Below are 23,397 nucleotides of genomic sequence, written 5' to 3' on the forward strand. Positions count from 1 at the left end.
CGCCGATGCCGGCTATCCCGATGAATTCGAAACGAAGCAAGCCATGACGATGACGATAACCCGGCCAACGATCTTGCGGTTCCACACGCGCGCGCTCATGGCGTGCTGCGCGGTTTTGCTCGGCCTCAACGTGAACCTGGCGCATGCCGTCCCGACGCCGCACGCGGATGACATCGAGCGTGCATCGACGGGCAGCGCGCAAGACGCTCCCGTGATCGCGCTTGCGACCAGTGCGCAGCGGGTTCTCGCGCATGGCCGCACGGTGTCGCGCGTGGCCGTCGCCGATCCCGCCATCGCTGATGTTCTCGTGCTCAAGAATGGCGGCGTGCTGCTGGTCGGCAAGTCGGCAGGCACGACCAATCTGCTCGTCTGGGAACAGGGCCGCGACACGCCGGCGTCCTATACCGTCGATGTCGCCGCCAGTGCGAACGCCGCGCTGCTCGACCACGACGCGCCGCAAGTGCGCGTGCTCGGCAAGACGGCCGTGCTCAGCGGCAGCACGCCGTCGATGGCCAAGCATCAGCGCGCGGCAGCGGCGGCGCGCGCGGCTATCGGCAAGGACGGCGCGCTCGTCGATACATCGACGGTACAGAGCAAGAGCGTCGTGCAGGTGGACGTGAAAGTGGTCGAGTTCAGCAAGGCCGTGCTGAAGGAAGCCGGCTTCAATCTGTTCTCGCAGAATCACGCGGGCTTCGCGTTCGGCAGTTTCGCGCCCAGTTCGCTGGGTTCCTATTCCGGCGGCGCGACGACCGCGTTGCAGGTGACGTCCACCTCGCCAATCGGCGCCGCGTTCAACCTGCTGCTCAACTCGGGCTCGCGCGGTTTGTTCGCCAACCTGAGCCTGCTCGAAGGGAACAACCTCGCGCGCGTGCTCGCGCAGCCGACGCTCGTCGCGCTCTCGGGCCAGAGCGCGAGCTTTCTCGCGGGCGGCGAAATTCCGATTCCGGTGCCGCAGGCGCTCGGCAGCACGACCATCGTTTATAAGCCGTATGGCATAGGCCTTTCGCTCACGCCGACCGTGCTCGGCGCCGACCGCATTGCGCTGAAGGTCGCGCCCGAAGCGAGCCAGCTCGACTTCGCGCACGCCATCACCATCGACGGTGTTTCGGTGCCCGCGCTCACCACGCGCCGCGCGGAAACGGCGGTCGAACTCGGCGACGGCGAGAGCTTCATGATCGGCGGGCTGGTGGATCGCGAAACGGCGTCGAACGTGAACAAGGTGCCCTTGCTCGGCGACTTGCCGATCATCGGCGCGTTCTTCAAGACTTTGCAGTACTCGCAGACGGACCGCGAGCTGGTGATCATCGTGACGCCGCACCTGGTCGCGCCTATCGCCCGGGGCGCCGCCTTGCCGATGACGCCCGGCCAGCAGTCCGAACAGCGCGACGGACCAGTGTGGAAGAGCTTCGTCGGCGGAGCGCTTTCTTCCGACACCGCGCCAGGATTTTCGCGATGAACACCCAAGGATTCGGACCCGGCAAGGCAGCAGCGGCGGCGGCAGCGGGCGAGCCGCTCACCGCGCGCTTTCTGCTGGCGAGTCCCGAACCGTCGAGGCAAGCGTGGCTGCAGCAGGCGCTGACCAGCACGGGCGCGGTGGAAATCGCGCCGTGCGATGCCGTCGCGCTGGTCACGCGCATCGCGGAATGCGCGCCGGCCATCGTGTTCATCGACTTCACCGAGCGCGCCGATTACCACGCGGCCGCACTCGCCGAAGCGGCCCGCGACGCTTTTCCAAACGTGCCGGTCGTGGCGCTCGGCACGCTTGCGACGCCCGCACCCGCGCTCGCCGCTTTGCGCGCGGGCGTGCGTGATTTCATCGATACCGGTGGACATCCCGGCAGCGTGCTCACGGTGGCGCGGCGGCTCATCGACGAGCGTCCCGAACATGTGCCCAAGCGCGGCAAGCTGACGGTGCTGCTCGGCGCGCGCATCGGCGTGGGCGTGAGCACGCTCGCCGCCAATCTCGCCGTGAGTCTGCAACGGCGCGGTCAGAGCGCGCGCCGCGCCACCGCGCTGCTCGATCTCGGCCTGCCCGCCGCCGACAGCGCGCTTTTGCTCGACACGCGCAGCGAACTGCATTTCGTCGATGCCGTGCGCAACCTGCGCCGATTCGACGAAACCTTCGTGCACACCGCCTTCGCGCGTCATGCGAGCGGCCTCGCGCTTACCGCGCTGCCCGCCGATCTTGCCGAAATGCGCGCGATTTCCTTTGCCACGGCCGTCAGCACGCTCAACCGGCTGCGCGCATACTTCGACCACCAGATCGTCGATCTCGGCGGTTTTTCGAATCCCGACTTTGTCGCGCAAGTCGTGCAGGCCGCCGACGAAACCTGGCTCGTATGCGATCCGAACGTGGTCTCGGCGGTCTCGGCCGTCACGCTCGTCGAGCATGTGCGCGGCGGCGAGCAAACCGAAACCGCAGCGCGGAAGATTTCGCTCGGTCTGGTCGTCAACAAGTTCGATGCGGCGCTCAACTTCGGCGCGGATCAACTGGCCGCGCGGCTCGGGCTACCGCTCATCGGCATCTTGCCGGAACGTGCGCAGGCGCTCGGGCGCGCGGTGAATCAGGGAAGCTTGCTCGCGGAAACCGCGCCGCGCGACCCTTACGTGCGCGCGCTTTTACCTCTCGTCGCGCGTCTCGCGGATGAACCCGCGCCCGCCGGCCGCCATGCACTGCCCAAGGCTACTGAAAGCCCGGCCGCCGGACTCGCGCAACTTCTTCCCACCTTTCTCAGGCGGTCATGACGATGGTTCAGGACTTCAGCAAGGACATCGCGTTTTCCAACGATCTGGCCGAGGATGCCGTCGCGTTCGCGCACTCGCAGCAGTTCCAGGACGTGGCGAGCGCGGCGCATGAACATCTGCTCACGCGTATCGAGGAACTCGGCGCCGAATTCGGCCGATGGTCGCGCCAGGCCATCCAGCAATTCGTCGATCTGGAGATGGACAGTTTCGTGCGCCTGCGACGCATCCCGCTCAACGAGAGCGAGGTACGCCTCGTCGCGGCCGCGCTCACGAAGGAGCTCGCGGGCTTCGGTCCGATCGAGGACTTGCTCGCCGATGCCGCCGTGGAAGACATCCTCATCAACGGCTATAGCGATGTCTACGTGTCGCGTCACGGCATGCTCGAAAAGATTCCCGTGCGCTTTGTGGACAACGCGCACCTCTTGCGCATCGTGCGGCGGATTCTCGCGCCCATCGGCCGACGGCTTGACGAGTCGAACCCGATGGTCGATGCGCGCCTGCCAGACGGCGGCCGCCTGAACGTGGTCATCGAACCGTTGTCGATCGACGGGCCGGTGGTGTCGATCCGCAAGTTTCGCCGCGATCCGCTGCGCCCCGACGATCTGCTCGCGAACTCCACGTTCAATCAGGAGATCAGCTCGCTGCTCGAAGCGGCGGTGGAGGCGCGCTGCAACGTGCTCGTCTCGGGCGGCACGAGTTCGGGCAAGACGTCGCTGCTCAACGCGCTCGCGTTCTTCATTCCGAAGCACGAACGCGTCGTGACGATCGAGGATACGGCCGAGTTGTCGCTCAATCATCCGCATGTGGTGCGGCTCGAAAGCCGTCCGGGCGGCTTCGACGGCGCGGGCGTCGTGTCGATTCGCGACCTCTTGCGCAACACGTTGCGGATGCGGCCCGACCGGATCATCGTCGGCGAAGTGCGCGGTGGCGAAGTGCTGGAAATGCTGCAGGCGATGAACACCGGCCACGACGGCTCGATGGGGACCGTGCACGCGAGTTCACCGCGCGAGTGCCTTTACCGGCTGGAAATGCTCGCGGGCTTCGCGGGCTTTCAGGGCACCGAGGCAAGTTTGCGGCGGCAGATTGCGAACGCCATCGACTTCATCGTGCAGATCGGGCGGCTCTCGAACGGCAAGCGGCGCATTCTTTCCGTGACGGAAGTCACCGGGCTGTCGGACAACATCATCGCGATGCAGGAGTTGTATCGCTACGACCCCGTCGCCGATGCGAACGGCGAGGAGACCGACCGCTGGACCTCGCTCGGCATTCATCCGAGCTCGCCCAAGCTCGCGAAGTATCGGCAGGCGTTGGGCGCGTCGCTTGCAGAAGGGTTCGGCAAAAGCGGCGGCGGCGGTTTCGGCGGCTTCGGCGGAGGCTTCCGTGTCTAGAGGCACGGCGCTCGTCGCGATGCTCGCGCTGTTGTTCGCGGCCGCCGCGCTCGCCTTGTGGCGGCGCGGCGCGCAAAAGCGCGAACGCATGCTCGCCGCGCGCTTCGTTGAGCGGCAGGTCATGGCGTCGCACGCAACGCCGCGGCCGCGCACTGTACGGCAGCCCGAGCAGTCGCGGGCATCGGTGAACACGCACTCGGGCGTGAGTGTCGAGATTGCGCGAGACATCGTGCGGGCGCGTGCCGCTTATGGACATCTAATGCGGCGTGCGGGAATCGAACGGCCGCGCGCTTTCTTTTTCGTCACGCTCGTCGCCGCGGCGCTGGCCGCATTCTGGATGACAGCGCGCACGAACGCATTGCTCGGGCTTGCGGCCGGCGCGCTCGTGCTTGCCGTGACGGCGGCAGCGCTTTTTTGGCGCGCGCAGAAAAGACGTCAGCGTATCGTGCGGCAGTTGCCCTCGTTCATGGATGGCATCGTGCGGCTCATCGTCATCGGTCATAGCGTGCCGGCGGCGTTTCAGACCGCGCTCGGAAGCACGGAGCCGCCGCTCGCCGATTGCCTCGACCGCGTGTTGCCGATGCTGCGTACCGGCATGGAGATCGATCACGCGCTCGGCGCGGTGGCGCGGATGTATCGCGTGCGCGAGCTCGAACTGGTGGGCGCGGTGCTGCGCGTATCGGTGAAATACGGCGGGCGCTCGGACGTGATGCTCGACCGCATGTCGGCGCTCATGCGCGATCTGGAACAGGCCGACCGCGAACTCGTCGCGCTGTCGACGGAAACGCGCCTCTCATCGTGGGTGCTCGGTCTCCTGCCCGTTCTGCTCGGCGCGGCGGTGATCGTCACCAACCCTCAATATTTCGATGCGATGTGGACCGATCCGCTCGGCCAGCGGCTCGTGTACGCGGCGCTCGGCCTGCAAATGCTCGGCGTGTGGCTGCTGTTTCGCATGGCGAGGCTCAGGACATGAGCGCGCGCGCCGTAAACGTTAAGAGGACGCGATGCATCTGACGCCCAACCTCGTGGCCGCGTTCGCCGTGCTCGCGCTCGCATGCGCCGCCGCCCTGATCGGCGCGCTCGCGTTGAGCCGCTACGCGCGCATGCAACGCTCGGCGCGCACGCTGGAAGGTGCGCTCACGCAACGTGTCGCGGCAGGCGCGCCGGTATCGACGGATAGCGGGCCTGCGCGCGGCGAAACGCCGCCGACGGGCCTGTTCGCCGCCATCGGTCGCGCGAGCATCGCGTGGCTCGATACCTCGTTCGGGCGCATCGCCGTGGCCGACGAAGACCGCCGCCTGCTCGATCGCTGCGGCTATCTCGACGCGCGCGCTCGCGGCGCTTTCATGCTGGCGCGCATCGCGGGCGCGGCGCTCGCGCCGGTCGCGCTGATGTTGCTCGCGCGTGGCACGCCGCACGGCGCGCGCTTCATGCTGCTGCTGTTCGTCGCGCTGTCGGGCGGCTTCATGGCGCCGAAGTGGTTCGTGCAGAGCCGGGCGAACGCGCGTCAGCGCGCGGTCGGCAACGAGCTGCCGATGTTCGTCGATCTGTTGCGGCTGTTGCAGGGCGTGGGGTTATCGCTGGATCAGAGCCTGCAAGTGATGATCCACGACTTCAAAACGGTGCTGCCGATCTTGTCGAAGGAACTGGCGGCGGCGCAGGCGCAGTTTGCGACGGGCCGCACGCGCGAGCAGTCGCTCAAGCGCCTTTCCAGCAGCTACGAGAACGAAGACCTCGCGGCGGTCGTGCGGCTCGTGATTCAGGTGGAGAAATACGGCGGCGCGGTGCAGGAGCCGCTCAGGCAGTTCGGCGACCGTCTGCGCGAGGCGCGACGTGCGGCGCTGCGTGAGCGCATCGGCAAAGTCACCGTGAAGATGACGGGCGTGATGGTGCTGACGCTGTTGCCTGCGCTGCTCATCGTCACCGCGGGGCCGGGGTTTCTCGCGGTATTGCATTCGCTTTCGGGGCTTCATCGATGACGCAATCTTCAATCAACCGGACGCGACTCGTCACGCTTGCCGCTATCGGAGCATGCATGCTGTTAGGCGGATGCGCGAGCAAGATGGAAAGCGGCTACGGCGTCGGCATTCAGGCCGAACGTCAGGCCGCGCTCGATCAGGCGATGCATCGCGATGCCGCGCCCGACACGCCCGGCATGTATCTGGCGCTCATCGACCGGATGCAGTCGCAAGGGTTGTACTTCGCGTCGCTCGCGCATATCGACGCTTACGAGCAGCAGTATGGCGAGTCGCCCGACACCATTCTCTTGCGCGCCGATGCGCTGCGTCAGACCGGCCAGACACAGCCCGCCGAAGCAGCTTATGCGCGTCTCGCCGATACCCCGTTCGCCGCGCGCGGTCTGCGTGGACTGGGTTTGCTGGCCGGCCAGGCGGGCGACTTCCGGCTGGCGGCAATGCGCTTCGAAGCCGCCGCGCAGCGCGCGCCGACCGATGCCGCGACGCTGTCCGACCTTGGGTACGCGAAGCTGCGCGAAGGCGACATAGCGGGCGCGCGCGTGCCATTGATGAAGGCCGCCGAACTCGCGCCGGACAACGCGAAGATCATGAGCAACGTCGCGCTCTTTCTGCTTTCGAGCGGGCAGGCCGCTAACGCGCAGGGATTGATGACGCAACAGAAGTTCGCGCCGGACGTGCAGCAGGCCATTCAGGGCGATGCAAAGCGCGTGCAGCAGGCGGCGCGCACGTATCGCGCGCAAGTGCAGGACGAAGGCGGCGGTAGCCGTATCGCGTCACGTTGAAATCGAATCGAGCGAGGAAGCAGTCGATGAAAGCATCGTCAATGGCAGCGATCTGGTTGAGCGCGATGGCGCTCGTATCCGCAGCGCGGGCCGAGGAAGGCGCACCGGCAGTAAGCGAAGTCGGTCACGCAACCGAAGCCTGGCTCACGTTGCAGTCGAGCAATGCCGCAGCCGGTCCCGCGCGCCCGATGCCCGGCGCGCAAGCGAGTCTTGGCTACGCGCGCTACATGAAGTCGTTCGAGACGGCTATTCCCGAGCGCTACGGCTCGTCGCTGGAACAGGCGGGACGTCCGGCGCTCGATGTCAACTATCACGACGCGGACTGACCGGCCCATGACACGGCCTTTTCGCCATCGACCAGCGCGGCGCGCGCAACGCGGCGTGGCGGGCACGCTCGCGGCCATCTGGCTGATCGTGGCGGTGGCGGCGCTCGGCGCGATCGACGTCGGCAATTTCTTTTTCGCGCGCCGCAGCCTGCAAAGCGCGGCCGATCTAGCGGCAACCGCAGGCTCGCAAGTCGCCGATGCCGCGTGCACGCGCGCCACCGCCGCCGCGACGGGCAGCGCGGCGGTCAACGGCTTCGATGCCACCGCGTCGGGCAACGGCATGACGACCGCGTGCGGCCGCTGGGACACGCAAGCGAACGCCGCGCCCGACTACTTCGCGGCGGGCGGCACGCCGATCAACGCGGTGAAAGTCGTCGCGACGCGCACCGTGCCGTACTTCTTCGTGGGGCCGGCACGCACGGTGACGGCGACGGCCGTCGCCAAGGTCACGGATATCGGCGCGTTCAGCATCGGCACGACGCTCGCGAGCATCGGCCCGGGACCGATCAACGGCCTGCTCAACGCGCTGCTCGGCACGAGCCTCAATCTCTCGCTCGCGTCGTATCAGGGACTCGCCGATACCCGCGTGAAAATCGCCGATCTGGTGACGGCGGCGGGCGTGGGCACGGTCGATCAACTGCTCGCCACGAGTCTCACGGCCGCGCAGATCGCGCGCCTGATGGTGAACGCGCTGCAAACGACGAGCGTGGCCAACGCCAATCTCTCGACGGCGCTTGGCGCGATGCAGACCATCGCGAGCGCCAATATCCCGGGCAATCAAACGATCTCGCTCGGCAAGACATCGACGGCGCCGGGGCTGCTTTCGGTGGCGCTCGCCAACACGCAATCCGCGCTCAACGCGACCATCAGCCCGTTGGACGCGCTCTTCGTCATGGCCGAGATCGCGCAGGCCGGGAAGTCGGCGGTGAACGTGGCGGGCGGGTTGAATCTGCTCGGGATTGCCGCCGGGCTGACCGTGCAGGTCGTTCAGCCGCCGGTGCTCGCCATCGGCGAAGCGGGCCAGGATGCCAACGGCAACTGGCGCACGCAGGCGCAGACCGCGCAAGTGCGCGCATCGCTCGATGTCACGGTCGGCACGCTGTCGCTCGTGCTCGGTCCGCTCTTCGGCAACATCGCGCCGACCGTGCATCTGCCCGTGGTCGTGGAGGCCGTGGCGGGCTCCGCGTACCTTGCGTCGACGCAATGCAAGGGGCCGCCGCTCGCGCGGCGCTCGGTCATCGGCGTTAACAGCACGGTGGCGAACGTGTGTGTCGGCGACACCCCCGCGGGCGCCGCCGCCTGCTCGCAACCGGCGACGCTCGTCAACGTGCTCGGACTGCTGACGGTCACCGCCAAGGTGACCACCGGCTCCGTGCCTTCGGCATCGGGCACGCTCACGTTCGATGGCCAGAGCGGCAACAGTGACGACTATCAGACACTTGCATCGCTGCCGGGGAAGACGCTCGCCAACGCGTTGTCCTCGCTCAACACGAGTCTCTCGGCGCCTGGCGGTTTGATACTCGCGTCGCCGCTGCTTCCGTCCGCGCTGCTCAATAGCATTGCACCGCTGCTGCTTGCCCTGCTCACGCCCGCATTGACCACGATACTCGCCGGACTGGACCAGGTCCTCGTCCCCGTCCTGCAACTCCTCGGCGCGCAGATCGGCACGAGCACGATTCACGACTTGTCGCTTACCTGCGGCGAATCGCAACTGGCGTACTGAACGACATGAGACAGATCACCAAAATCGATGGCCTCGACATCCACGTGTGGGAGGGCAAGTCCGACATCGTCGAGCGCGTGGTGCGCTGCATGTCCAGTCACGAAGTGGATGTATTACGCGCGGACGGCACGTCCATCAGCGCGCCGCGCGATTCGTCGCGCCCGGCAATCGCGATCATCAGCGTAAGCGTGATAGACAGCGGCGCGTTCGTGCTGCGCGACTGGGAAGCGCGTCATTCGATGCCCGTGGTCTGGGTCGGCGCGGCGCCGCGCGAACGCGATCCGTCCATGTTTCCCGCCGATTATTCGCACATCCTGCCGCTCGATTTCACCGGCGCCGAATTGCGCGCGATGGTCTCGAAACTCGCACAGCAATTGCGCGCGCATGGCGAGGAAGCGCAGGCGTCGCATGCGTTGATCGCGCATGCCGAATGCATGCAGGCGCTCTTGCACGAAGTCGATACCTTCGCCGATTGCGATACGCCCGTGCTTCTGCACGGCGAGACCGGCGTCGGCAAGGAGCGCATTGCGCAATTGCTGCACGAGAAGCATCGCCGCTATGGCGAAGGTCCGTTCGTGCCGGTGAACTGCGGCGCGATTCCCGATGGTCTCTTCGAGTCGCTGTTCTTCGGGCATGCGAAGGGATCGTTCACGGGCGCCGTGCTCGCGCATAAAGGCTACTTCGAGCAGGCCAACGGCGGCACGCTTTTTCTCGATGAAATCGGCGATTTGCCGCTCTATCAGCAAGTCAAGCTGCTGCGCGTGCTGGAAGATCAGGCGGTCACGCGGCTCGGTTCCGCGACGCCCGTGCGGCTCGAATTCCGGCTTATCGCGGCAAGCAACAAGAGCCTGCCGCAGCTCGTGAAGGACGGCACGTTTCGCGCGGACCTCTATTACCGGCTCGCAGTCATCGAACTCAAGATTCCGACGCTGGAAGAACGCGGCGCGGCCGACAAGATTGCGCTCTTCAAGTCGTTCATCAACGAAGTGGTGGGCAAGGAGAAGCTCGAGTCCTTGCCCGAGTTACCGTACTGGCTGGCGGACGCCGTCGCCGATGTCTATTTTCCCGGCAACGTGCGCGAGTTGCGCAATCTGGCGGAGCGCGTGGGTGTGACGGTGCGGCAACTCGGCTCGTGGGACGAAGGGCGCGTCAAGCGGCTCCTCGTGCTCGCGCGCAATGCGCAACCCGTGGATAACGCCACTGAGCTGCTCGTCGACCGCAGCAAGTGGGACATGAACGAACGAAATCGCGTGATCGCGGCGCTCGAAGCGAACGGCTGGCGCCGGCAGGACACGGCGTTGCATCTGGGCATCAGCCGCAAGGTGCTGTGGGAGAAGATGCGCAAGTTCCAGATCTTCGATGAGGAACCGGAGACGCGCCCGCTCTGAGTGCCGCGCTCGGGTATCGATTCCGGGCGTCCAAAAAAAAACGCCGACGCATGCCTACGTCGGCGAAGTTCTGGCGTTTCGAGGGCTGCCAGAAGCTCTGGGCGGCCGGATGAAATCAGTGGGTCCGGCCTTATGTCCTTTCAACTTTCCATACAGGCGGTGCGCGCCTTCATGCCGCGTCCGCGATACGCATCGCCGAGCGCCGGCTGGTTTGCCGCGTGATTGCATGGGCTCCCTGCATGCCTTGCATGTCCGCGTGAGCATCCACGCCCGGCACGTTGTCCATGCCGAACGTGGGCCGCGCGATCAGGAAGCCTTGCGCGAGCACATGCGGCCACTGCGCGAGCCATTGCGCCTGCGCGGGCGTCTCCACGCCTTCGACGACGATCGATACCTTGAGCCGCGTGAGCAGCGCGAGCACCGAGGAAAACACCATGCACGCATTCGGGCAGCGCGGCGCTTCCGCGAGCAGCTCCTTGGCGATCTTCACGGTGCCGAAGTCGATCGGCCCGAGCGCGGCGAGGCACGCGTAGCCGGTACCGAAATCATCCATCGCAATGTTGACGCCTTTATTACGGAAGCGCTGGACGACCTGTTGAATCGACGGAAAGAGCGCAAGATCCTCGCTTTCCGAGAGTTCGAGTTCGATATAGCTCGACGCGATGCCATGCGCCACGCAGATCGCTTCCATGCGTTTTGCGAAGCCCGGCATGGCGGCGACCGAAGGCGGCACGTTGACCGCGACGGGATAACGCTTGCCGCCGCGCGCGAGCCACGCGGCGATATCGCCTGCGACGGCATCCATGACGAACCAGGTGATCTTCACCATGACGTCCGGGTCCTGCAACGCCTCGCAGAACGCGCCAGGCAAGAGCACGCCGTAGTCTGGATGACGCCAGCGGATGAGCGCTTCCATGCGCGCAAGCTCGCCGCTGTCGACTCGGTAGATTCCCTGATAGGCGATACAAAACTCGCCAGCCGCGAGACCCTGAAGTACGCGACGCCTCAATGCCTGACCGGAGTCGCGCACGACGTTCTCGACCTGCGAGCGGGATGTCGTTGTACTCATGCTTTGCCGCCCTCCCTTAGTGTTCAAGAGAAGGTTTGCAGGAGTCGTGCCAGTTTGGATATACGCGGCGGTTCGGCGTTCGGATGCGGACTTCAGAAAGGGAAAACCCGAATTTTTGCCGGTGTTGAGCGATCCTCGGAATGATCGGGAATAGCGTATCGGTCAAAGGTAACGTTACGTCGAGGCAAGCGTTACGCCCGCATGCGTCGTCACCGTGCACGGCGCCTTGTAGTTTCGAGCCTGTGTGTAATAACTTTTGCAATGCTGACTAGTGGAGAGCGCACGTTCGCGGCTCAGTAAGTGATGGTCGCAAGGATGGTATCGCTATAAGTTCCGGCGGTGGGTGTGGCTTGCGGCAGCACGCGCGCATAGACCGTGATCGCCTGACTCGAACCGGTGCCGGTGCCTGCGAGAGCCGGCGCGGAATTCGTGCCATCGCCCCACGGAGTCGAGTAAGCCGCGTTCTGATAGAGCTGATATCGCACCTGTTCGCTGCCGCCGCCGCGCGTCATGCGCCGGTCCGCGACGCTTGCGCCGCTGCCGCCGCCGGCCGATAACGTTATCGAGTAAGGGTCGTTGTTGGTGCATGCCACGCTCAGTGTGCCCGTTGCCGTCAAGGCGCCATCGAGTAGTCCGGCCGTGCCGAAATTGATGTTGGTCGCGGCAAGCGTGCAATCGTTGATGACGGTCGCGCTCACGGTAAAGGAAAGGGCGTTCGAATTGGCGGTCACGGTCGAGCAGTTGGGCGGCGAAACGACGTATTGCTGATACGTCATTTCGGCCTGCGTCGCGCCCGAGAATGTCGATAGATACGTTCCCGCGACGAGCGTGTTCTGACCCGCCGCGATGCGTCCATAAAACGGCAAGGTACGGCTGCCGGATGCCGTGCCGAGCGCGAGGGTAAGCGGTATGTCGAGCGCCACCGCGCCGTAACTCGCGGAGCGCCGCGAGCCCCAGATCGTGCCGCCGGTCGAATCGGCATAGAGGTTGTATTGCAGCGTGCTGGCGCCGTTGGCCGCCAGGCGCGGCGCGTAGGACGCACCTGCGCTGCCCGTCCCGATGCTGATGCACGCCCGCACCGGCAAGGTCAGCACGAAGCCCGTGCAAGACACCGTCACCGAGCCCGAGACGTTCGCGGACGAATCCGTCGCGGGCGCGATCGATCCGAAGTTGATGCTCGATATCGACGCCGTGCACACTTGCGCACGCACCGGCGTCGTCATGAAGACGAACAGCGCGATAGCCAAGAACCATGCGCGCTTCATGGCGACGCGCTCTTGCAGGTGAATGGGCCGAGCGTCGGCAAGGCGTGTGCTTGCGCCGTGAAGTCAACGTGCGCTTCGCAGGGCGTGCCGGATAACGTGGCGTCGAGCGTATTGGTCGCGGCGAGATCGTCGATGAAGGCGAGTCCGTCGTAGCCGACGACGTAGCGCTTGCCGGTCTCGCGGTGCGTAAGCGTCGTGCCCGGCGGCAAGGGAGCGCTTGCGGCATCGACGAGCTGCAGTTGTGCGCCGCTGAAACCCCGTAACGGAAAACGCGCGACGACGCCCGCCCGCGATTGCGGCGCGAGATTGAGCTGCGTGGTGGCGATGGAGGTATTGGCGGGAAGATCGAGCGGGTCGATGCCGAGATGATTCGCCTGATACGCAATCAGATCCGGCACCAGCAAATGCCCCGCGCCATTGGTCTTGCCGATCTCGCGGTTCTCGTGCAGCACGGGCACGTTCGCTACGCCATCGGTGGAGACGAGCGCGAAGGCGTCGTCGATACGGCGGCCCGCGAGCACATCGCCTTCCATCATCACGATGGAGCCCGATGCGTCCAGCTCGCCATACACGCGCGACTGCACGCTCGCCACGGTGCCGAGCAAATCGCCATAGCGAGTGCGATACGCGCCTTGCGCAAGCGACTGTTGCACGCCGTTCTGATGCGCCGTCTGCGCTTGCCAGCCGAAGCCGCCGCCGTAGTCGGCCGTCTTCGTCACCGATGCGCCGAAGAGCGGTTTGCCGTGATCGCTGCCTGCATCGACGCTCGCGTTGAGGGCGCCGCCGAGCGCGAAGGCGAGCGCCACGAAGACGCCGGTGTTACGCGTATCGCCGAAGTCGTGATACACGCTCGCCGATAGCGACGTGCCGCGCGGCAACGTCACCGTGTACGCCAGCGAACCGATGCGCGAGTCGCCGTAGTAGGGATCGGCAAGACCCACGTAACTCGCGCTTGCCGTGCTCGAAGAACCCAGCACGCGCACGGGCGCGGCAAGGGTCGCGCGATACGTCGAACGCGGCACGGGCGTGCCTTCGGCGGACGCCAGATCGCTGTAGTGAGGCGTCGCTTTCTGCGCTTGCAGATCGACGGAAAGCGCGGGTGTGCGCCATTGCCATCCCACCGAAACCTGCATGCCGCTGCCGCCATGCGGCGCTTGCGGAACATAAGGCGGCGAACTGCTATCGAAGCCGTTGTAGAAGCTTGCCGGATAGATATAAAGGGGCGCGGGATTCGAGCCGCCGTTGCCCGCGCTGCCCGCCAGCGACACATTGAAGACGCCCGCTTGTCCGATGCCGAACAATACGCCGGCGCCCGCGTTGTAGACGCCGCGCGTGGCTTCGCCGTGTGCTTCGAGCGTGATGGTATCGGTTATGCCGCGCCTGATCGACGCCGATGCCGACGGGTCGCCCGCATAGTCGAACGAGCGCAGCGCATACGCGCGGCGCACGAAGCCCGCTTCGACGGAGAAGTCCGTGAGGCCGCTTGCGAGCAGACGCGCGTCGATATAGAGCGGCACCGTCGTCATCACGCTGCGGCCGAGCACATCGCGGCTCACGATCACCGCTTCGCCCGCGCCGTTGATGGCCGGCACCGCATTGATGACGAACGGTCCCGAGGGCGCCGCGCCGCTGAACTGGCGCACATTGTTGACGTAGAGATCGACGGCGCTCGGCACGGCGGCCGAACCGCCGAGCGCGGGCACGGGATACGTGACGAGATCGGGCCGCAAGCCGAAATCGCGCGATAGTTGCGCGCCCCCCATGCGCACCGGGCGCGTCCATGTGAGCGATGAGGAAATCGTGTCGCCGATGCGCGTGGTCATGAGTGAAGCGGTGTCCGAATGGCTCCACGACGTATCGAGCCGCACGTAGCGGCGGCTGTCCGCGTACCAGTACGCCGTGCCGGTGTTGTCGAAGAGGCCGCCCGGATAGAAGAAACGTTCCTCGCCATAGAAGCCGTATTGCGCCGGCGAGTTGGTCTGCACGCTCGCTTCGTAGTTGATGACGAGGCCCGTGCCGGTTGCGGCCACCGGCGCGCGTGCCGGAATGTTGGAAAGCGCGGAAGGCACGCGGCGCGCATCGGCGGCTTCGAGGTCGATGCGTTGCTGTTGCTCGATGTATCGATAACGCAGGCCCGGCACGACACCCAGCGCGATGCGGCCGTCCGCTTGCGCTTGCAGGTCGTCGGTGCGCAAGCCGAGTTCGCGCAATTCGCCGGGCGTCGTGTAGATCGTCTCGTCGGTCACGAAGAATTGCGCGATCTTTTGCGTCGATGTTCCGTTGATCGACACTTCGAGATATAGCTCGCCGCGTTCATGGGGAAGGGCGCCTTGCATCTGCATGGGCGCTGTCGCCGGTGTCGAGTCGTTCGCGTGCGACCACGCGGGCATGGCGGACCACACGATGATCGGCACGAGACGAAGCACATGAGCGCGTGACCGGCTCGCACGCGGGCGCGGCGATGGCATCCACGGCCTAGCGGTCGGAGCCCGGCGGTCCCGGCTCGACGTTCACACGCATGGTCACGGGCTCGCCGTTGATGACGGCGTGCAAGGTCGCCCACGTGCCATTCGCAGGCGCGCCCTGCACGGGCCAGCGGCGCGCGGCGCCGGGCAACGCATAGCCGAGCAGTCCCGCCGAGACTTGCGTGCTCTGACCATCGGACCAGTCAAGATGAACGCGGCTCAGTTGCGCATGCGTTTGCGCGCCGTTCGACACGCGCAGCATGACGTCGGCTTCGTTGCTTGCCTGGCTCTTGCGTTCCAGCGCGAACTTCAACGCGGGCAAGCGCGCTTCGTCCGCGCCCACGAAGACCGGCACCGAATAGCGCAACTGCATGCGCACGCCCGTGTTCTGTGCGCTTTGTGCGTTCGGAATTTCATCGATCAGCAGACGATACGTCTCCTCGCGCGCAAGCGGCTCGCTTCCCACTCGCAGAATGCGGATGGTCTGATCGCCCTTCGGCGCGATCTGCACGATCGGCGGACTCGCGACGATGGCGGCCGTGCGCTCCAGATGGTCTTCGTCGAGCGACTGCGTCCATGCGAACACGCGTACCTGAGCATTGAGCGGCGCACTGCCGTCGTTATGCAGCGTGAGCGCGGTGGCGGGCCTTTCGGCGGAGAGATCGAGCCGGATAGGCGACACTTGCAAGGCCGCCGCCGATACGTTCGCCGCGTGCGGAAGGCACCACCACGAGAAGCCCGCCAGCGCACACGCGAGCGCCCGCCTGCCGGGCCGCGCGGCCCGGTAACACTGCGATGAGCGCATGCTAGAACGTGACGGTAGCCGTGACGACGGATGAATACGTGCCCGCGGCCGGCGTGGTCTGCGGCGCGACGCGGCCATAGACCGTGACCGTCTGCGCCGCGCCCGTGCCGGTGCCGGAGACCGTGTCGGTGCCGACCGTCTGGCCCCAGACGAGCGTGCGCGCGGCATCGCGATAGAGCTGATAGGCGACCGTCGGCAGAGGCGTGCCCGTGCCCGCGAGCAGCCGGTTCGGCACCGTGGAACCCGACACCGAACCCGCATCCAGCCCGACGTTATACGACGCGCCGTTCGAGCAGGTGACGCTCAACGTGGTGGTCTGATCGATGTTCGCCGCGATAACACCCGAGTTGCCGAAATTGAGCGGATTGGCCGCGATCTGGCAATCGTTCTGCAGCGTGAGGGATACGGTGAAGGTAGTGGTTCGCGTGGCTGCGTTCGCTCCGAACGGAACGAGCGGCCCCGATGCCAACGCGATGCAAAGCACGGAAACGGCAAGGTTACGGCGACGCATTGTTCACCTCTTCTCTGGAAGTGTCTTCCGCGCGCCAAACGTTTGTGCTGCTCTCTCAGATTTTTGGCGCGTCGTGACGCCCTGATTATGTGCATTCCTCAGACGTTAAAGCGTAAGCGATTGTAACAATGCATCGCCATGGCTTCGACGTTTCAGAACGCGATCTCGACGACCCGCATTTGCGGTCGTTGCGCGGCCTTGATCTCGGCGATGCGGACATCCGCGAAATATTCGCCCGCGAGGATGCGGTACTGGCCGCCTGCGGAACAGGCCACGCTTGGCTGCGTGGCGCCCGTATCGAGCGTACAGATATCGTAGACGGTCAGCGTCACGGGCAACTCTGCGTTGCCGGTGCCTGCGAAAGCGGAAGGTGCCGCGCTGAGCGCGAACGTCACCACGACGGACCATGCCGTCAGCGAACGGATGCTGGATGCCATGAATTTCACGATGAACAGCGGTGACGGATGCAGCCGACGGCGCGGCCGCGAGCGCCGCTACTTCGGCGCCTCTTTTCGTTTACGGCATCCGCTGAGGAAACTTGATCGAGCGACCCAGCCTCAAGCGGCAGCAGTCTCCGTCACGGGCCGAAGACGTTCGAGCGCACTGCCGTCCTGGTTGAACAGATGCACATGGCGAATGCTGAAGCCCGCGTTCAGGCGTTGTCCTTCGAACGCAGTGGACTCGCCCGAGCCCTTCACTTGAATCACGAGGTCGTTCGGCAATCGCAGATGCAAGAGCGTCTCGCCACCGAGATGCTCGATCACCATCACTTCGCCGGCAAGACCGCTATCGATATCGCCGCCGCATTCCTCGACGAAATGTTCCGGGCGAATGCCGAGCGTGAGCGTCTCGCCCGCCTTTACCGACGAAGCCTTGAAGGGCAGCGTGAGCGCCTCGCCACCGGGCAGTTCGATGCTGACGCCGGCGGCATCGACATGTTGCACGCGCACGTCCATGAAGTTCATCTTCGGCGAGCCGATGAAGCCCGCGACGAAGCGATTATGCGGCGTGCGATAAAGCTCCAGCGGCGTGCCGATCTGCTCCACGCGCCCATGATTCAGCACGACGATTCGATCGGCCATGGTCATCGCTTCGGTCTGATCGTGCGTGACGTAAATCATCGTCGCGTTGAGTTGCTTGTGCAGCTTGATGAGTTCGAGGCGCATCTGCACGCGCAAGGCGGCATCGAGATTCGAGAGCGGTTCGTCGAAGAGAAACACTTGCGGTTCGCGCACGATCGATCGCCCGATGGCAACGCGCTGACGCTGTCCGCCCGACAACGCGCGCGGCCGGCGTTCGAGCAGTTGACCGATCTGCAGGATCTCGGCTGCGCGCTGCACGCGTTCCTTGATCTGCGCTTCGGGCAGCTTCAGCATGCGCAGTCCGAACGCGATGTTCTCGTACACCGTCATGTGCGGATAGAGCGCATACGACTGAAACACCATCGCCACGCCACGCTGCGATGGTTCGAGTTCGGTGACGTCTTCACCGCCTATCAGTATTTGCCCTGAATCGCTGCGTTCGAGCCCGGCGATGCTTCGCAGCAAGGTGGACTTGCCACATCCCGATGGTCCGACGAAGACCATGAACTCGCGGTCCTTCACCTGAATGTCGACGCCCTTGAGCACATCGGTGCCTGCAAAGGACTTGCGGATCTGCTGTAGATGAACGGCGCTCATGCCTGTCTCCGTCTATGGCCGAGCCACGAGTATGTTCATCGCAGCGCAGCATCGAATGGCTTCGTCGATTTAGTTCTTGACAACCTGTTCGGGCCAAAATATACAATTGTAAAACGGAAATTACAAGTGAAACGACACAGACGGTCTTCGCCGCATACGCCGTGTTTTCCACCCGTTTCCCTTCGCACTCGCAGGAACCGAAAGACGCTACGAACGAATCCGCAAGCCATCACTGCTCTAAAAAAATCAAAGGAGACAGGCATGAAGAAGCGCTTCAACCAGGTGAGACAACTTGGTCCCGTCAAGCACGTAGCGGCTGTCGCGCTACTTGCGGCCAGCGCGGCTTTCGCCGCATCGAACGCACAGGCGTGGACGCTCAAGGAAGCCGCGGAGCCGTATTCTGGCACCACCATCAAGGCCATCTTTCTGGATCGTCCCGGTTACAAGGCAGCACAAACCCTGATACCGCAGTTCGAGAAAGAGACGGGCATCAAGGTGCGCTGGGAAGTGATTCCGTACGAGAACACGCGTGAGAAGGAAGTGCTCAACTTCGTGGGCGGCGGCGATCAGGACATCGTGCTCGTGGACGTCGTGTGGATCGGCGAATTCGCGAGCAACAAGTGGCTCGTGCCCATCAAGAAGTTCACGGACGACCCCAAGCTCGCGGACCCGAACCTCAATCTGAAGGGCTTCTTCCCCATCCTGCTCGACTCGTTCGGCACATGGGACAAGGTCACGTATGGCCTGCCGTTCGATAATTACTCGGGCCTCATGTTCTACAACAAGTGCACGTTGAAGGACGCGGGTTTCGACGAGCCGCCGAAGACCTGGGACGAGTTGCTGACAACCTACGCGCCGAAGCTCACGAAGGGCGACAAGTTCGCTTTCGCGTTGCAGTCGCGGCGCGGCGAGACGCAATCGGCGGATAGCTTCATGCGCGTGTTGTGGCCCAATGGCGGATCGCTTCTCGATGCTAAGTTCAAGTCGAACCTGATGTCGCCGCAATCGCAAGCGGGCCTCGAATACCGGCAAAAGCTGATGAAGTACATGCCGCCGGGTATCGTCGATTTCGATCACGCCGAAGCCGTCAACGCGCTTGCGCAAGGGCAGGTCGCGATGATCACCGAATGGTCCGCTTTCTATCCGACGCTCACCGACCCGAGCAAGTCGAAGCTCGGCAACTGTCTTGCGATCACCACCGAACCGAAGGGGCCGGCGGGACTCAAGCCCGCGCTCGGCGGCTTCTCGCTTGCCGTGAATGCAAAGGCCAGCGCGAAGAAGCAAGCGGCATCGTGGCTCTTCATCCAATGGATCACGTCCGAGGCCATGGCGAAGCCTTATCTCGAGGCGGGCGGCGTGCCGGCACGCACGGCGGTCTATCAGGACAAGGCGGTGCAGGACAAGTATCCGTTCGTGAAGCCGATGGTCGAATCCTGGCAAGGCGGCGTGCCGGATTATCGTCCGCGTTTCCCCGAGTGGCCGGCGGTGTCGGAAGTCATCGGCGAATGGGGCAGCAAGATCATGCTCGGTCAGGTGACGGTGAAGGATGGCGCGCAGACCATCGGTCAGAAGACCGAGGACATCCTGAAGAAAGCCGGCTATTACGACGGCAAGAAGCCTTTGCTCAAGTAATCGGCTGAACGCTAAACATCAGGAACCGGAGGCGATCGAATGGCAGGCGTGGCAACTTCTCCAAGGCTCGGAAAGCGGACGCGTTACTTTGGCGTGGTGCCGCGAACGCCTGCCTTCTGGTTCCTGATTCCGGCGATATTCGCGCTGGCGGTCATCGGCATTTACCCGCTGCTGCTGGCGCTCTATAACTCGTTTCATCAGTACAAGCTCGCCGATCTCGCGTCGGGCACGCCGTTCGTGGGCATCGACAATTACGTGGCGACGCTCACCGATCCCTCGTTCTGGGGCGCGCTCGGCCGCACTGCGTTGTTCCTTTGTCTTACCTTGCCGATCGAGGTCGCACTCGGGCTCTTTGCGGCGTTGATGCTGCACCGTATCGACTTGCGATGGATGCGCGCCGCCGCTCGCGTGAGCCTCGTCATTCCAATGGCGACAACTTATGCGGTCGTGGGCCTGATTGGCCGCCTGATCTTCAACCGGCAGTTCGGCGTGGCGAACTATCTGGCGGGCCTCTTCGGCATTCCGCCGCAAGACTGGCTTGCCGATCCGACGCTGGCGTTCGTCTCCGTGATGATCATGGATATCTGGCAGTGGACGCCGTTTTGCGCGCTGATTCTGCTGGCCGGGCTTTCCATGGTGCCGAAGGAAGCCGAGGAAGCGGCGCGCCTCGAAACGCCGAAGTGGAGCATGATTCTTTGGCACTTACAGCGGCCGTATCTGCTGCCGGGTTTGACGGCCATTCTCATTCTGCGCTCGGCCGACATGCTGAAGATGTTCGATGCCGTCTTCACCATGACGCGCGGCGGCCCCGGCACCGCGACGGAGTTCATCAGCATCTATATCCAGCGCGTGGGCTTTCGTCTCTTCGATCAGGGTATGGCGTCCGCTCAGGCCATCATTCTCTTGATCCTGACTATCGTGCTGTCGCGTCTTTATATCCGCTTCGTGTACCGGGAGGCCGCGTGAGTTCTCCGACTCTGCAAGCCGCGAATGGCGGCATGACCAAGCGTGCCTTGCGTGCGCGTGCCGCACGCAAACGCACCACCGTATGGCACTTTTTCGGTCTGGCGATCGTCTTCCTGTCGTCCGTGTTTCCGTTCTACTGGATGGTGACGACGAGCCTGAAGAGCCAGTCCGACGCGCTCGCGTATCCGCCGAAGTGGCTGTTCAGTCCCACGTTTCATCACTATTCGGCGGCGCTTTTCGAGCATGACGTGGCGGGCAGTCTGCTCAACTCGCTCATCATCGCGAGCAGCACGACGGTGCTTGCCATTCTGCTCGGCGCGCCCGCTGCCTATGCGCTCGCACGCTTCGAATTTCGTGGCAAGGAAGATCTGTGGTTCTGGTTCATCTCGAATCGCATGGTGAGCCCCGTGGTGCTCGCGGTGCCGTTCTTTCTGATTGCGACCAAGCTCGATCTCGTCGATACGCACATCGTGCTGATTCTTCTTTATCTGACGTTCTCGTTGCCGATTGTCGTATGGATCTGCACCGACCAGTTCCGCAATATTCCCGTGGAACTCGACGAGGCCGCGCGGCTCGATGGCGCGTCGCCGTGGCGCGTGTTCTGGCGCATCAACTTGCCGCTCGCGATGCCGGGCATCGTCGTATCCGCCATCTTCGCTTTCATCTTCTCGTGGAACGATCTGCTCTATGCGCTCGTGCTGACACGCACCGATGCCATTACATCGCCGGTCGCCGCGACGAGCTACATGAGCGGTTACGAATTGCCCTGGGGCGAGATCATGGCCACGGGTACGCTGATCGTCCTGCCGATGGTCGTCTTCGCGCTGCTCGTGTCCGGGCGGCTGGTGCAAGGTCTCACGATGGGCGCGGTGAAGTAGACTCCTTCGGCCTTCCATTGTGACCAGACACTCGATATGAGCAAGACAGTACCACCCCTAGCCTTCGCCGAAACCGACGAATCCATCGACTCGGAAGAGGAATTGCAGGCGCGCGTCGCGTGGCACTACTACGTCGGCAACCTGACGCAGCAGGAGATCGCGGAACGTATAGGCAGCAACCGCGTGCGCGTGAACCGGCTGCTCGCGGCAAGCCGCGAGTCGGGTCTCGTGCAGATCACCATCAACAGCAAGATAGCGCCATGCGTCGCGCTGGAAGAAGCGCTCAGCAAACGCTTCGGTCTTGAATGCGCGGTGGTCGTGCCGACCGGTGCGAACACCGAAGCGAACAACGCGGCGCTCGGTATCGGCGCGGCGAGCTACTTTTCGAGGCAGATAGTTGCAGGGCAAACTATCGGGCTTGGCTGGGGACGCACGATCCGCGCCGTGCTGCGCGCCATGCCGCAACGCAGTTATGGCGCGGTGTCGGCGGTGTCGCTGCAAGGCGGCCTCTCGCATTGCCCGAGCATCAACACGTTCGATATCGTTTCCGACTTCGCGGATATCTGCCGAGCGGACGGATATCTGTTCGCCGCGCCCATCTACGTCAGCAGCCAGAAGGCGCGCGATGTGATCCTGCAGGAAGGCACCGTGCGCGAGACCTACGAACTCGCGCGCAACTCCGACCTTGCCCTGCTGACTTGCGGCGATCTGACGGAATCTCTCGTCGTAACCTATGGCATCGACAATCCGGAGCAATTGCGCACGCTCGAAAAAGCAGGCGCGGTCGGCGACATGCTCGGGCATTTCATGGATGAAGACGGCGAGCTGATCGATCATCCGCTGAATCGCCGCACCGTTGCGATCACGCTCGAAGACTTGCGCAAGCTGCGTCGCGTGGTTCTCGTCAGTGGCGGGGCGAAGAAGTTTCATGTCACGCGTGCGGCGTTGCGCGGACGCTATCCGTCGGTGCTCGTGACCGATGAAGACACGGCGCGGCGACTCTGCGACGAACCTTGAAGAGAACATGACCGACACCATCGACCGTAACCGCGAGTTTGCAGGCAAGACCGTGCTCGTCACTGGCGCGGGCAAGGGCATCGGCCACGCGACCGTGAATCTCCTGATCGAACGCGGCGCGCGGGTCGTTGCCTTGAGCCGCAGCGCTGCCGACCTCGTGCAACTCAAGGAAGAGACCGGCTGCGAAACCATTGCCGTCGATCTCGCAAATGCCGATGCCACCCGCGAAGCCGCGCGCGGCGCGCAACCGGTCGATCTGCTCGTGAACTGCGCGGGCATCGCGCAATTGCAGCCGTTTCTCGAGACGACCGCCGAAGCGTTCGATCTCACCATGAACGTCAACGTGCGCGCCGCGATGATCGTCGCGCAGGAGTGCGCGAAGAGCATGATCGCGCGCAATGTGGGCGGGGCCATCGTCAACGTGTCGAGCTTGTCGGCGACCGTCGGCTTGCCGTTGCATGCGGCGTATTGCGCGTCCAAGGGCGGACTCGATGCACTGACGCGCGTGATGGCCGTCGAACTCGGACCGCACGGCATCCGCGTCAACGCCGTGAACCCAGTCGTCACGATGACGCCCATGGCCGAGCGAGCCTGGAGCGACCCCGTCAAATCCGGCCCGATGCTCGCGCGCATTCCGCTGAACCGCTTCGTGCAGCCCGTGGAAGTGGCGCGCTCCATCGCCTATCTGCTAAGCGACGATTCCAGCATGGTCAGCGGCGTGAGCCTCGCCATCGACGGCGGCTTTCAGGCGGGCTAGCCAACAATAAACATTTCAAGGAAGG

21 protein-coding genes are annotated in these 23,397 nt (G+C 64.4%); 14 read left to right on the forward strand and 7 right to left on the reverse strand.

The genetic code is table 11. The annotated features are described in order from the left end of the window. Positions 1 to 97: 97 nt before the first annotated feature. From NCT04_RS29260 to NCT04_RS29300, 9 genes are read left to right on the forward strand one after another with little or no spacing between them, the layout of a single operon-like run. Positions 98 to 1,456 (forward strand): type II and III secretion system protein family protein, encoded by a 1,359-nt coding sequence (locus NCT04_RS29260; RefSeq protein ID WP_502800711.1) that lies wholly within the window; start codon positions 98 to 100, stop codon positions 1,454 to 1,456. After that, positions 1,453 to 2,745, forward strand: coding sequence for a P-loop NTPase family protein (locus tag NCT04_RS29265; protein ID WP_250469330.1), 1,293 nt, complete (start codon positions 1,453 to 1,455; stop codon positions 2,743 to 2,745). The genes NCT04_RS29260 and NCT04_RS29265 overlap by 4 nt, the downstream gene beginning before the upstream one ends. Before the next feature lie 2 nt (positions 2,746 to 2,747). After that, the gene (locus NCT04_RS29270) at positions 2,748 to 4,133 is read left to right on the forward strand and encodes a TadA family conjugal transfer-associated ATPase (protein WP_250469515.1); all 1,386 of its coding nucleotides are present in this window, start codon (positions 2,748 to 2,750) and stop codon (positions 4,131 to 4,133) included. Then, the gene (locus NCT04_RS29275; protein WP_502800707.1) at positions 4,126 to 5,106 is read left to right on the forward strand and encodes a type II secretion system F family protein; all 981 of its coding nucleotides are present in this window, start codon (positions 4,126 to 4,128) and stop codon (positions 5,104 to 5,106) included. Before NCT04_RS29270 ends, NCT04_RS29275 begins: the two co-directional genes overlap by 8 nt. 31 nt (positions 5,107 to 5,137) lie before the next feature. Further along, the gene (locus NCT04_RS29280) at positions 5,138 to 6,112 is read left to right on the forward strand and encodes a type II secretion system F family protein (RefSeq protein WP_244830826.1); all 975 of its coding nucleotides are present in this window, start codon (positions 5,138 to 5,140) and stop codon (positions 6,110 to 6,112) included. Positions 6,113 to 6,168: 56 nt separating this feature from the next. After that, positions 6,169 to 6,891, forward strand: a complete 723-nt coding sequence (locus NCT04_RS29285; protein WP_250469331.1) for a tetratricopeptide repeat protein — start codon at positions 6,169 to 6,171, stop codon at positions 6,889 to 6,891. 26 nt (positions 6,892 to 6,917) lie between these two features. Continuing rightward, positions 6,918 to 7,217, forward strand: a complete 300-nt coding sequence (locus tag NCT04_RS29290) for a DUF3613 domain-containing protein (RefSeq protein ID WP_250469332.1) — start codon at positions 6,918 to 6,920, stop codon at positions 7,215 to 7,217. A 7-nt stretch (positions 7,218 to 7,224) separates the two neighbouring features. Beyond that, positions 7,225 to 8,940 (forward strand): TadG family pilus assembly protein, encoded by a 1,716-nt coding sequence (locus tag NCT04_RS29295; RefSeq protein ID WP_250469334.1) that lies wholly within the window; start codon positions 7,225 to 7,227, stop codon positions 8,938 to 8,940. A 5-nt stretch (positions 8,941 to 8,945) separates the two neighbouring features. Continuing rightward, positions 8,946 to 10,328: a sigma 54-interacting transcriptional regulator gene (locus NCT04_RS29300; protein WP_244830823.1), complete on the forward strand. Its 1,383-nt coding sequence runs from the start codon at positions 8,946 to 8,948 to the stop codon at positions 10,326 to 10,328. A 169-nt stretch (positions 10,329 to 10,497) separates the two neighbouring features. Here the strand turns inward: NCT04_RS29300 and NCT04_RS29305 are convergent, their stop codons facing one another. From NCT04_RS29305 to NCT04_RS29335, 7 genes are all read right to left on the reverse strand, one after another. Next, positions 10,498 to 11,397: an EAL domain-containing protein gene (locus tag NCT04_RS29305; protein ID WP_250469339.1), complete on the reverse strand. Its 900-nt coding sequence runs from the start codon at positions 11,395 to 11,397 to the stop codon at positions 10,498 to 10,500. Between the two features lie 293 nt (positions 11,398 to 11,690). Further along, a complete protein-coding gene (locus NCT04_RS29310) occupies positions 11,691 to 12,662 on the reverse strand; it encodes a Csu type fimbrial protein (protein WP_250469341.1) in 972 nt (323 codons plus the stop codon). After that, positions 12,659 to 15,088, reverse strand: coding sequence for a fimbria/pilus outer membrane usher protein (locus NCT04_RS29315; protein ID WP_250469343.1), 2,430 nt, complete (start codon positions 15,086 to 15,088; stop codon positions 12,659 to 12,661). The genes NCT04_RS29310 and NCT04_RS29315 overlap by 4 nt, the downstream gene beginning before the upstream one ends. 49 nt (positions 15,089 to 15,137) lie before the next feature. Beyond that, positions 15,138 to 15,932 carry a fimbrial biogenesis chaperone gene (locus tag NCT04_RS29320; RefSeq protein ID WP_250469344.1) on the reverse strand — a complete coding sequence of 265 codons (795 nt, stop codon included), beginning with the start codon at positions 15,930 to 15,932 and terminating at the stop codon, positions 15,138 to 15,140. 1 nt (position 15,933) lies between these two features. After that, positions 15,934 to 16,443: a Csu type fimbrial protein gene (locus tag NCT04_RS29325; RefSeq protein ID WP_244830818.1), complete on the reverse strand. Its 510-nt coding sequence runs from the start codon at positions 16,441 to 16,443 to the stop codon at positions 15,934 to 15,936. Between the two features lie 152 nt (positions 16,444 to 16,595). Beyond that, positions 16,596 to 16,880, reverse strand: coding sequence for a hypothetical protein (locus NCT04_RS29330; protein WP_250469345.1), 285 nt, complete (start codon positions 16,878 to 16,880; stop codon positions 16,596 to 16,598). Between the two features lie 120 nt (positions 16,881 to 17,000). Next, positions 17,001 to 18,122 carry an ABC transporter ATP-binding protein gene (locus tag NCT04_RS29335; protein WP_250469346.1) on the reverse strand — a complete coding sequence of 374 codons (1,122 nt, stop codon included), beginning with the start codon at positions 18,120 to 18,122 and terminating at the stop codon, positions 17,001 to 17,003. Between the two features lie 261 nt (positions 18,123 to 18,383). On the opposite strand from NCT04_RS29335, the gene NCT04_RS29340 reads away from it, so the two are divergent. Genes NCT04_RS29340 through NCT04_RS29360 form a run of 5 tightly spaced genes read left to right on the forward strand, consistent with a single transcriptional unit; the run spans position 18,384 to position 23,372 of the window. After that, positions 18,384 to 19,754: an ABC transporter substrate-binding protein gene (locus NCT04_RS29340; RefSeq protein ID WP_250469347.1), complete on the forward strand. Its 1,371-nt coding sequence runs from the start codon at positions 18,384 to 18,386 to the stop codon at positions 19,752 to 19,754. 39 nt (positions 19,755 to 19,793) lie between these two features. Next, entirely contained in the window at positions 19,794 to 20,720 is a 927-nt protein-coding gene (locus NCT04_RS29345) for a carbohydrate ABC transporter permease (protein ID WP_244830813.1), read from the forward strand. Positions 20,721 to 20,752: 32 nt separating this feature from the next. After that, positions 20,753 to 21,598, forward strand: a complete 846-nt coding sequence (locus NCT04_RS29350; RefSeq protein ID WP_284509469.1) for a carbohydrate ABC transporter permease — start codon at positions 20,753 to 20,755, stop codon at positions 21,596 to 21,598. A gap of 36 nt (positions 21,599 to 21,634) precedes the next feature. Further along, positions 21,635 to 22,615, forward strand: a complete 981-nt coding sequence (locus NCT04_RS29355) for a sugar-binding transcriptional regulator (RefSeq protein WP_244830810.1) — start codon at positions 21,635 to 21,637, stop codon at positions 22,613 to 22,615. A gap of 7 nt (positions 22,616 to 22,622) precedes the next feature. Then, complete coding sequence (locus NCT04_RS29360; protein ID WP_250469349.1) at positions 22,623 to 23,372, forward strand: SDR family oxidoreductase; 750 nt, start codon at positions 22,623 to 22,625, stop codon at positions 23,370 to 23,372. Positions 23,373 to 23,397 lie beyond the last annotated feature (25 nt).

The organism is Caballeronia sp. GAFFF2 (assembly GCF_023631485.1).
In the GTDB taxonomy this organism is placed as follows: Bacteria; Pseudomonadota; Gammaproteobacteria; order Burkholderiales; family Burkholderiaceae; genus Caballeronia.

What these genes read in the sequence shown, in the direction of transcription:
- NCT04_RS29260 (WP_502800711.1), top strand. Translation starts at nt 98, where the DNA reads ATGGCGTGCTGCGCGGTTTTGCTCGGCCTCAACGTGAACCTGGCGCAT.
- NCT04_RS29265 (WP_250469330.1), top strand. Translation starts at nt 1,453, where the DNA reads ATGAACACCCAAGGATTCGGACCCGGCAAGGCAGCAGCGGCGGCGGCA.
- NCT04_RS29270 (WP_250469515.1), top strand. Translation starts at nt 2,748, where the DNA reads ATGGTTCAGGACTTCAGCAAGGACATCGCGTTTTCCAACGATCTGGCC.
- NCT04_RS29280 (WP_244830826.1), top strand. Translation starts at nt 5,138, where the DNA reads ATGCATCTGACGCCCAACCTCGTGGCCGCGTTCGCCGTGCTCGCGCTC.
- NCT04_RS29285 (WP_250469331.1), top strand. Translation starts at nt 6,169, where the DNA reads ATGCTGTTAGGCGGATGCGCGAGCAAGATGGAAAGCGGCTACGGCGTC.
- NCT04_RS29290 (WP_250469332.1), top strand. Translation starts at nt 6,918, where the DNA reads ATGAAAGCATCGTCAATGGCAGCGATCTGGTTGAGCGCGATGGCGCTC.
- NCT04_RS29295 (WP_250469334.1), top strand. Translation starts at nt 7,225, where the DNA reads ATGACACGGCCTTTTCGCCATCGACCAGCGCGGCGCGCGCAACGCGGC.
- NCT04_RS29300 (WP_244830823.1), top strand. Translation starts at nt 8,946, where the DNA reads ATGAGACAGATCACCAAAATCGATGGCCTCGACATCCACGTGTGGGAG.
- NCT04_RS29305 (WP_250469339.1), bottom strand. Translation starts at nt 11,397, where the DNA reads ATGAGTACAACGACATCCCGCTCGCAGGTCGAGAACGTCGTGCGCGAC.
- NCT04_RS29310 (WP_250469341.1), bottom strand. Translation starts at nt 12,662, where the DNA reads ATGAAGCGCGCATGGTTCTTGGCTATCGCGCTGTTCGTCTTCATGACG.
- NCT04_RS29320 (WP_250469344.1), bottom strand. Translation starts at nt 15,932, where the DNA reads ATGCGCTCATCGCAGTGTTACCGGGCCGCGCGGCCCGGCAGGCGGGCG.
- NCT04_RS29325 (WP_244830818.1), bottom strand. Translation starts at nt 16,443, where the DNA reads ATGCGTCGCCGTAACCTTGCCGTTTCCGTGCTTTGCATCGCGTTGGCA.
- NCT04_RS29330 (WP_250469345.1), bottom strand. Translation starts at nt 16,880, where the DNA reads ATGGCATCCAGCATCCGTTCGCTGACGGCATGGTCCGTCGTGGTGACG.
- NCT04_RS29335 (WP_250469346.1), bottom strand. Translation starts at nt 18,122, where the DNA reads ATGAGCGCCGTTCATCTACAGCAGATCCGCAAGTCCTTTGCAGGCACC.
- NCT04_RS29340 (WP_250469347.1), top strand. Translation starts at nt 18,384, where the DNA reads ATGAAGAAGCGCTTCAACCAGGTGAGACAACTTGGTCCCGTCAAGCAC.
- NCT04_RS29345 (WP_244830813.1), top strand. Translation starts at nt 19,794, where the DNA reads ATGGCAGGCGTGGCAACTTCTCCAAGGCTCGGAAAGCGGACGCGTTAC.
- NCT04_RS29350 (WP_284509469.1), top strand. Translation starts at nt 20,753, where the DNA reads ATGACCAAGCGTGCCTTGCGTGCGCGTGCCGCACGCAAACGCACCACC.
- NCT04_RS29355 (WP_244830810.1), top strand. Translation starts at nt 21,635, where the DNA reads ATGAGCAAGACAGTACCACCCCTAGCCTTCGCCGAAACCGACGAATCC.
- NCT04_RS29360 (WP_250469349.1), top strand. Translation starts at nt 22,623, where the DNA reads ATGACCGACACCATCGACCGTAACCGCGAGTTTGCAGGCAAGACCGTG.